1 protein-coding gene is annotated in these 2,029 nt (G+C 31.2%); it reads right to left on the reverse strand.

The window, feature by feature from the left end; all coding sequences use genetic code 11:
- Window positions 1-590: 590 nt before the first annotated feature.
- The gene (locus PSN35_RS07400) at window positions 591-1,127 is read right to left on the reverse strand and encodes a hypothetical protein (protein WP_300031587.1); all 537 of its coding nucleotides are present in this window, start codon (window positions 1,125-1,127) and stop codon (window positions 591-593) included.
- Window positions 1,128-2,029: the final 902 nt, after the last annotated feature.

A 2,029-nucleotide genomic window follows, 5' to 3' on the forward strand; every position in this document is an offset into this window, starting at 1 on the left:
CACCCTGAATTATGGCAGATTTAATATTATTGTAAAACACTTTTACCCAATGGATTATAGAGTGACCGAAATTAAAAAACTTCAATACACTATATAAAAATTCCCATGATACAGAATCAAATGCTTTTTCAAAATCTATTAAAAGTAGAAGTCCTGGAATTTCATTTTCCTCAGTGTACTGTAATAGAGCTTGTGTTATGTCTGTTATACATGTTTCGACTTTAAATAAAACTGATTTATTTATTTATTTATTTATTTATATCATAAATCAATCTTATGTTTCCCCAATATATCTCCCACAAAAAAAACCTGTTTGGTCAAGGTCAATCAATTTGTCTAACTTTCCCTTAATCTTTAATTAAAAATCAACCCCGTGAAATGGAAACTACATTTGTATGTTCATGAAGAGAATAATAATAATTCTATATAGGACAAATTTGTCAAACCCTTTTCTGTATCTCATTTGTTCACATTTGATGGTGTGGAAACTTTTATTTGGCTGTGAATTATTGCTGTCATGTTTATTGATATTGTCTAAATAATGCATATAAACATAATGTAAGTAAAGACTTTAAAGATCATTAACACATTTAAATATTTGTGTCTTGTGAGCTTATCGCAGTATCAGCATACTCTTTTATGTCGTTTTCAGATATTTCGTTTATCACGAATGTCAAGTCCGACCACTTTTTACAATCAAGAAATTCGTCTCTTTTTACATCAAAAAACTTAATGTATTTTTGAGACAAAGACACAAATTCAAGCTTGTGGAAAATCAGAATAGATCCCCAGTTATGCTGACATTCTCGTCCGTAAACTTTGTCTTGCTTTTGAACGCCATCAAACATCTTCTTTTTCTTTTCTGTTGTTTTTCGAGTTATTCGTGCTAATATGTCTTTGCAGCATATTATGTAATGCTTTCTTTTAATATGCCTCACCAAATCACCCTCAATAATTATTAAACCACAACATTTACATTTAATCGTAAACTCCCCCCTTTTCTTCTTGCTGATCTTCATTTTCATCATTTTTCTCTCAGCTTCTTCTGTATCATATACATGTCTTTCATCCAATGTTATTTGTCTAACTAGGTCCTGACCTGTAACGCTTCCAATGGCTTGTTTCATTAAGCATTGCCTTTCTATATTCTGAATTTCTCGTGCAAGGTCTATGTCGGCAGCTAATAAAACTTCTTTACCTTCTAGTTGACGGATTCTACCTGTATAATATGAGTATATGATATATCTATATCTAAAGTAACAGACAAAACCAATAGAAACATAACTAGTGACATTATCAAACAAGATATACAGTTAAACCTGCATCTGTCACCACCTCTGCTGAGCAACAACTTGCATTATGTAAGACCTTCATTTTAATTTCCCCTCATGATGCATTTCATATTAATGAAACCTGTATTTATAAACCATCTGTCTTAAGTGATTATATTTCAATGTTCCTTTTGAAAGTTACATACAACAGGCTTGACTCTATATTATTAGCAACCATAGCCTTTTAATGAAACTACTTCATTTATACTTGAAACTACATTTTTTGTATAATTGTAGTGGTCATTTCATAATGAAATTATAATATAGCGTCTCTATGTTTCCATTATAAATAACCTGTTCAGTAAGTTGACATTCTTAAATGATAAATATGACCGAGAAAGAAAAATTGATCATGACTAATAGTACATGTATTTTACAGACACATTCTAACTGAAACGAATGTCAAGCTTGCTCATTAATATAGAACAAAAATGTAACTGTAACTAATTACAAGAGTACAATGTCAACACAACAAACAATCACCTCTCATCTCAAATCTTAAACAGTGATGGACAACACTTCTTACAATGTCAACACAACAAACAATCACCTCTCATCTCAAATCTTAAACAGTGATGGACAACACTTCTTACTATGTCATCACAACAAACAAACACACACACTAAGCCTAGGTCCATATACTCCCATTCCACGAACACACATTAAATAACTATCCCTTTCCCACATACACACTAAGC

This window comes from Candidatus Thioglobus sp. (assembly GCF_028599055.1).
In the GTDB taxonomy this organism is placed as follows: Bacteria; Pseudomonadota; Gammaproteobacteria; order PS1; family Pseudothioglobaceae; genus Thioglobus_A.